Below are 6,883 nucleotides of genomic sequence, written 5' to 3'. Positions count from 1 at the left end.
CTGCCGCTTACTGAGGGGGCCAATCATTACAATTACAAAGTGGATAACAGCAATCCAGGGCAAAAACCGAAAAACATCTGGAGTGGCTTCAGCCAGGGCCCAGCCGGAAATTGCGTCACTGTTTCAGCAATCAAGGCTGCTATGCAGCAGTTCGGTCAGAAACCTACTGATGTCTTTAAAAGTGTAAAGGAAGCAGGTGATGGCTGGGACGTGGTGATGCGGGATGGGGGCGCGGTCCATGTATCCAAAGCAGAATTGAAACAGGCGGCAGAATACGCGCGATTCCAGGGTGATGATCCGTCCATGATAACGGATGCCAATTTCATGTATGCCGCGAGCGTCAAACGTGCGCAAAAGGAAGGAAATGACGGTTACAGGAACCTTGGCTTTTATGACGCAATGAAAACGCTCAATGATGGAGAACATAGCCGGGAAGGTTTGTATCGCTTGGGCCTGAAAAACAATATGCGGGCCGCTACGGACGCTGATTTACGGCGAAGTAAGGTGGGGACCGTGGAGTACAACGGTCACTCGATGGCCGTTTTCGATGGTCGGATTGAGTTGTGGGGGCGGCGAGGTGGTGCGCCTCAATCGGGCACGGCGACGGTATTGTTTGGCACTTAAGGCAAAAGAAAACCCCCGATAGCCGGGACTATCGGGGGCTCTTTCAATCCCGGGCACTCATGCCCGGGACCGGCTCAGCTTATTGGCAAGCTTCGCAATCCGGCTCATCAATCGCACACGCCTTTGGCACGGGTGCCGGGCCGGCAGGAGCAGCCAGGACCGAATCATCACCGTGGTTGCCGCCGCTGGAAACCGCGTTCAGCTTACCGGTGTTGATGGTCGACTTCTCGGTGCTGGTGGCGGCCAGGGCACGGAGGTAGTAAGTGGTTTTCAGGCCACGGTACCAGGCCATGCGGTAGGTCACGTCCAGCTTCTTGCCCGAAGCGCCGGCGATGTACAGGTTCAGCGACTGAGCCTGGTCGATCCACTTCTGGCGGCGGCTGGCGGCGTCAACGATCCACTTGGTATCCACTTCGAAAGCGGTCGCGTAGAGCTCTTTGAGTTCTTGCGGGATGCGCTCGATCTGCTGCACCGAACCGTCGTAGTACTTCAGGTCGTTGATCATGACCGAGTCCCACAGGCCGCGGGCTTTGAGGTCGCGAACCAGGTACGGGTTGATCACGGTGAATTCGCCCGACAGGTTCGATTTCACATACAGGTTCTGGTAGGTCGGTTCGATCGACTGCGACACGCCCGTGATGTTGGCGATGGTGGCGGTCGGTGCGATGGCCATGATGTTGGAGTTACGAATGCCTTTCTGCACACGGGCACGTACCGGCGCCCAGTCCAGGGATTCGTTCAGGTCAACGTCGATGTACTTCTGGCCACGTTGCTCGATCAGGATCTGTTGCGAATCCAGCGGCAGGATGCCTTTGGACCACAGGGAACCCTGGAACGTCTCGTAGGCGCCGCGCTCGTCGGCCAGGTCGCAGGAAGCCTGGATCGCGTAGTAGCTGACCGCTTCCATGGATTTGTCGGCGAACTCGACTGCAGCGTCCGAACCGTAAGGAATGTGCTGCAGGTACAGCGCGTCCTGGAAGCCCATGATGCCCAGGCCAACTGGACGGTGCTTGAAGTTGGAGTTCTGCGCCTGCGGTACCGAGTAGTAGTTGATGTCGATAACGTTATCGAGCATGCGAACGGCGGTGTTCACGGTGCGTTGCAGCTTGGCGGTGTCCAGCTTGCCGTCTGTGATGTGGTTCGGCAGGTTGATCGAGCCCAGGTTGCAAACGGCGATCTCGTCCTTGTTGGTGTTCAAGGTGATCTCGGTGCACAGGTTCGAGCTGTGGACCACGCCCACGTGCTGCTGCGGGCTGCGCAGGTTGCATGGGTCTTTGAAAGTCAGCCAAGGGTGGCCGGTTTCGAACAGCATGGACAGCATTTTGCGCCACAGGTCTTTGGCCTGGATGGTCTTGAACAGCTTGATCTTGCCTGGGTACTGGGACAGGGCTTCGTAGTACTCGTAACGCTCTTCGAAGGCCTTGCCGGTCAGGTCGTGCAGATCCGGTACTTCCGACGGCGAGAACAGGGTCCACGGGCCGTCATCGAAGACGCGCTTCATGAACAGGTCAGGGATCCAGTTGGCGGTGTTCATGTCGTGGGTACGACGACGGTCATCACCGGTGTTCTTGCGCAGCTCGATGAACTCTTCAATGTCCATGTGCCAGGTTTCCAGGTAGGCACACACAGCGCCTTTGCGCTTGCCACCCTGGTTGACCGCTACGGCGGTGTCGTTCACGACTTTCAGGAACGGTACGACGCCCTGGGACTTGCCGTTGGTGCCCTTGATGTACGAACCCAGTGCACGCACCGGCGTCCAGTCGTTGCCCAGGCCGCCAGCGAATTTGGACAACATGGCGTTGTCGTGGATCGCGTGGTAGATGCCCGACAGGTCATCCGGCACGGTGGTCAGGTAGCAGCTCGACAGCTGTGGACGCAGGGTGCCGGCGTTGAACAGCGTTGGGGTCGACGACATGTAGTCGAAGGACGACAGCAGGTTGTAGAACTCGATGGCACGGTCTTCTTTGTGCTTCTCTTCGATCGCCAGGCCCATGGCCACGCGCATGAAGAAGATCTGCGGCAGTTCGAAGCGGATACCGTCCTTGTGGATGAAGTAACGGTCGTACAGGGTTTGCAGGCCCAGGTAAGTGAACTGCTGGTCACGCTCGTGGTTGATCGCCTTGCCGAGTTTTTCCAGGTCGAAGGTGGCCAGGATCGGGTTCAGCAATTCGAATTCGATACCCTTGGCGATGTAGGCCGGCAGCGCCTTGGCGTACAGGTCAACCATCTCGTGGTGGGTAGCGCTTTCGGCAACTTTCAGGAAGCCCAGGCCTTCGGCACGCAGGGTGTCCATCAACAGGCGGGCGGTGACGAACGAGTAGTTCGGCTCACGCTCAACCAGGGTACGGGCGGTCATCACCAGGGCGGTATTGACGTCGGTCAGGGCCACGCCGTCGTACAGGTTCTTCAGGGTTTCACGCTGGATCAGGTCGCCGTCGACTTCTTCCAGGCCTTCGCAGGCTTCGGTGACGATGGTGTTCAGGCGGCCCATGTCCAGCGGCGCGAAAGAACCGTCAGCCAGGGTGATGCGGATCGACGGGTGAGCCTGCACGGTTTCTTCGGACGGTGCACGTACGGCACGTTCCTTGGAGCGGGCGTCACGGTAGATCACGTAGTCGCGGGCTACTTTCTGCTCGCCGGCACGCATCAGGGCCAGTTCGACCTGGTCCTGGATTTCTTCGATGTGGATGGTGCCGCCCGATGGCATGCGACGCTTGAAGGTCGCGGTGACTTGTTCAGTCAGGCGGGCAACAGTGTCGTGGATGCGCGACGAAGCAGCTGCGGTGCCGCCTTCAACTGCAAGAAACGCTTTGGTGATGGCGACGGTGATTTTGTCATCGGTGTAAGGAACGACAGTGCCGTTACGCTTGATCACACGCAATTGGCCGGGCGCGGTAGCGGACAGATCCATATTCGAATCAGCGCCCTGCGGCACGGAGCCTTGCGGGTTCTCGCGAGTTGTGTCGGTTTGCATGGGGGGTTGTCTCCACATTCTCTGTATTTATTTGGGCACCATCACGGTGCCCACCGTTCCGTCCTGAAGCACTACAACCGGTGAAACCGGGCATAACCACTTCGGGACAGTAGGAAGGCAGCTGATCGCGCCGCTTCCATGCCGAAGTCAAAGCCTTGAAGCCAGGGGCTTCAACGCCGTATTCCTGATGGGGTGACAGGCCTCTTTCTATTACGGCTCTGCAACACCCGTACCGTTTTCCCCGTTGTGGGCTGGAAAGCGGCTGCCATCCGCGTGCGCGGTTTGGTCTACTGAAAAAGCCTTTAGTTCCACCAAACAGGAGCAAGAAAGCGCTTGAGTTTCTTGGCTGATATGTGTTTGGTTTTTTCGCTCAAAACCCTACATGTAGGGTTTTTTTGGCGACGAGGTACAAGATAATGCGTTTTGGGGGGCTTAGCAACGGACTACCTGTGGATAACGCTGTGGGTAAAATGTGTATGAAACGTGGAATAGGCGCGTAGGCCGCAGTACTGCTGGACTGTACCGTTTGTCACCGAATATTCCAGGCTGAAATCTCCTGGGTGGATTTTTGCGGGCGCGAACCCTACCACAAAAAAACGCGATCACCGAATGCATTTCCTGGCTTGTGTTGCAGGGTCAGGCCATGGCTACAATCGGCCTTTATTCCTACACTGTTATGCCCTTTATGCATGACAAATTAGGTACGGCTGGCGAAGATCAAAATGTGGGAGCGGGCTTGCCCGCGATGACGGTGGATCAGTAGTAGATAGGTTGCCTGACACACTGCTATCGCGGGCAAGCCCGCTCCCACATTTGAACCTGCGCAGTCCTGACAAATCGCTTATAAAAACGAGGACCACCCGTGGAGCATGAAGCCTGGCAGGTATTGATTGTCGAGGATGACCAGCGTCTGGCTGAGTTGACCCGTGATTACCTGGAGGGCAACGGCCTGCGGGTCTCGGTGGAAGGCAACGGCGCCCTGGCGGTGGCGCGGATCATCGCCGAACAACCGGACCTGGTGATCCTCGACCTGATGCTGCCGGGGGAAGACGGCCTGAGCATCTGCCGTAAAGTGCGCGAGCGCTACGACGGGGTGATCCTGATGTTGACCGCGCGCACCGATGACATGGACCAGGTGCTGGGTCTGGACATGGGCGCTGATGACTACGTCTGTAAACCGGTGCGCCCGCGCTTGCTGCTGGCCCGGATTCAGGCCCTGTTGCGGCGCAGCGAAAGTGTTGAGCCCGTGGCCCCCGAGAAACAGCGGCGCCTGCAATTCGGCCCGTTGGTAGTGGACAACGCCCTGCGCGAAGCCTGGCTGCACGGCGGCGGCATCGAACTGACCAGCGCCGAGTTCGACCTGCTATGGCTGTTGGTGGCCAATGCCGGGCGCATCCTGTCTCGGGAAGAAATCTTCACGGCCCTGCGTGGCATCGGCTACGACGGCCAGGATCGCTCTATCGATGTGCGCATCTCGCGGATCCGTCCGAAAATCGGCGATGACCCGATCCACCCGCGCCTGATCAAGACCATTCGCAGCAAAGGCTACCTGTTCGTCCCCGAAGCTGCCGCCGATATGCCGCTGTGAATTCGATTTTCCTGCGCATCTATGGCGGCATGTGCGCGGCGCTGATCCTGGTTGCCCTGCTCGGCGTGCTGGCCCTGCACTTGCTCAATGAGGTGCGTGGCGGTCAGTACCGCGAACGCCTGGCCCACGGCACTTTCGCGTTGATGGGTGACAACCTGCAATCGATGAGTGCCATCGAACGGCGCCGCGCTTTGGCGGTGTGGGAGCGTTTGCTGGGCATTCCCCTGGAGTTGCAGGCAGTGGCCGATGCGCATCTCGACCTCACCCAGCGCAATCGCCTGCAACGTGGCCAGGTCCTGGTGGAGCAAACCGGTCCCCATGCCGCCAAGGTGTTGCGGTTGGTCAGTGAAACCGAGCAGTTGTTGCTGACAGGGGAAGTGCAGCAGATCAGTGAGCAACTGGCCCGGGCGACTATTTATCTGCTCGCCGATGAGTTGGTGCGCTTTCCGGTCGCCGAGCAGCCGCAACGGCTGGCGGATCTGAAAGAGGCCAAGGGTTTTGGCTTCGAAATGCATCTGGTGAGCCTCGACCAGGCCGACATGGACGATGACCAGCGCCGCCGCGTGGCGGAGGGTGACACCGTGATGGCGCTGGGCAAGGGCGGTGATTCGATCCGGGTGTTTGCCGGTATGGTCGGTACCCCGTGGGTTCTGGAAATCGGCCCGTTGTACCAGATGAATCCTTATCCGGCGCAATGGCTGATCCTGATCGCGCTGATTGGCCTGTCCTTGATCGGCTTGATCGTCTACCTGCTGGTACGGCAATTGGAGCGGCGCTTGAGCGGGTTGGAATCTGCCGCCACGCGTATCGCCAAGGGTAATCTGGAAGCTCGGGTACCCGCCCGCGGTGCCGATTCGGTGGGGCGCCTGGCGGCGGCCTTCAATGGCATGGCTGAACACTTGCAGCGTCTGCTGGCGATTCAGCGTGAATTGGTGCGTGCGGTGTCCCACGAGCTGCGCACACCGGTGGCGCGCCTGCGTTTTGGCTTGGAGATGATCGGCGATGCCGCGACCCCTGAGGCCCGGCGCAAGTATATGGAAGGCATGGACAGCGATATCCAGGACCTCGATGGCCTGGTGGACGAGATGCTGACCTATGCGCGTCTGGAACAAGGTTCGCCGGCGCTGAATTACCAGCGGGTCGACCTCAGTGCTTTGCTCGATCAGGTAATTGACGAGTTGGCGCCACTGCGCCCGGAAATCAACGTGGTGCGAGGTATTTGCCTGTCATCGGCCCATTGGGATGACGCCTGGGTCGACGCTGAACCGCGCTACCTGCACCGCGCACTGCAAAATCTGGTGAGCAATGCGATGCGCCATGCGAAAGGGCACGTGTTGATCAGCTATCAGGTAGGGCAGGTGCGTTGCCGGATCGACGTGGAAGACGACGGCCCGGGTGTGCCGGAACATGCCTGGGAACGCATCTTTACCCCGTTCTTGCGCCTGGACGACAGCCGCACCCGCGCTTCGGGCGGGCATGGGCTGGGGTTGTCGATTGTGCGGCGGATCATCTATTGGCATGGCGGGCGGGCGCTGATCAGCAAGAGCAACAACCTGGGTGGCGCGTGTTTCAGTTTGAGCTGGCCGAGGGATCAGGAGAAAACTTGAGATTGCCATCGCGGGCAAGCCCGCACATTTAATCGGCGTGCGTCCTGACAACTCGATCCACTGTGGGAGCGGGCTTGCCCGCGATGACAA

General features: G+C 59.2%; 3 protein-coding genes and 1 pseudogene. 3 read left to right on the top strand and 1 reads right to left on the bottom strand.

All coding sequences use genetic code 11. The annotated features are described in order from the left end of the window. Positions 1–624, top strand: a pseudogene (locus tag GNF76_RS29315) (hypothetical protein); the annotation flags it as partial. Between the two features lie 79 nt (positions 625–703). On the opposite strand, the gene GNF76_RS11105 reads toward GNF76_RS29315, so the two are convergent. After that, positions 704–3,598, bottom strand: coding sequence for a ribonucleoside-diphosphate reductase subunit alpha (locus tag GNF76_RS11105; RefSeq protein ID WP_155583193.1), 2,895 nt, complete (start codon positions 3,596–3,598; stop codon positions 704–706). Between the two features lie 862 nt (positions 3,599–4,460). On the opposite strand from GNF76_RS11105, the gene GNF76_RS11100 reads away from it, so the two are divergent. Together GNF76_RS11100 and GNF76_RS11095 are read left to right on the top strand one after the other, a co-directional pair. After that, complete coding sequence (locus GNF76_RS11100) at positions 4,461–5,186, top strand: response regulator (RefSeq protein WP_178123279.1); 726 nt, start codon at positions 4,461–4,463, stop codon at positions 5,184–5,186. Beyond that, entirely contained in the window at positions 5,183–6,793 is a 1,611-nt protein-coding gene (locus GNF76_RS11095) for an ATP-binding protein (protein WP_178123278.1), read from the top strand. Before GNF76_RS11100 ends, GNF76_RS11095 begins: the two co-directional genes overlap by 4 nt. Positions 6,794–6,883: the final 90 nt, after the last annotated feature.

Origin of the sequence: Pseudomonas spelaei, from assembly GCF_009724245.1 — a bacterium.
Taxonomy (GTDB): domain Bacteria; phylum Pseudomonadota; class Gammaproteobacteria; order Pseudomonadales; family Pseudomonadaceae; genus Aquipseudomonas; species Aquipseudomonas spelaei.
The sequence above is the reverse complement of the archived record's forward strand: the minus strand, read 5'-3'. Positions and strand labels throughout refer to the sequence as shown.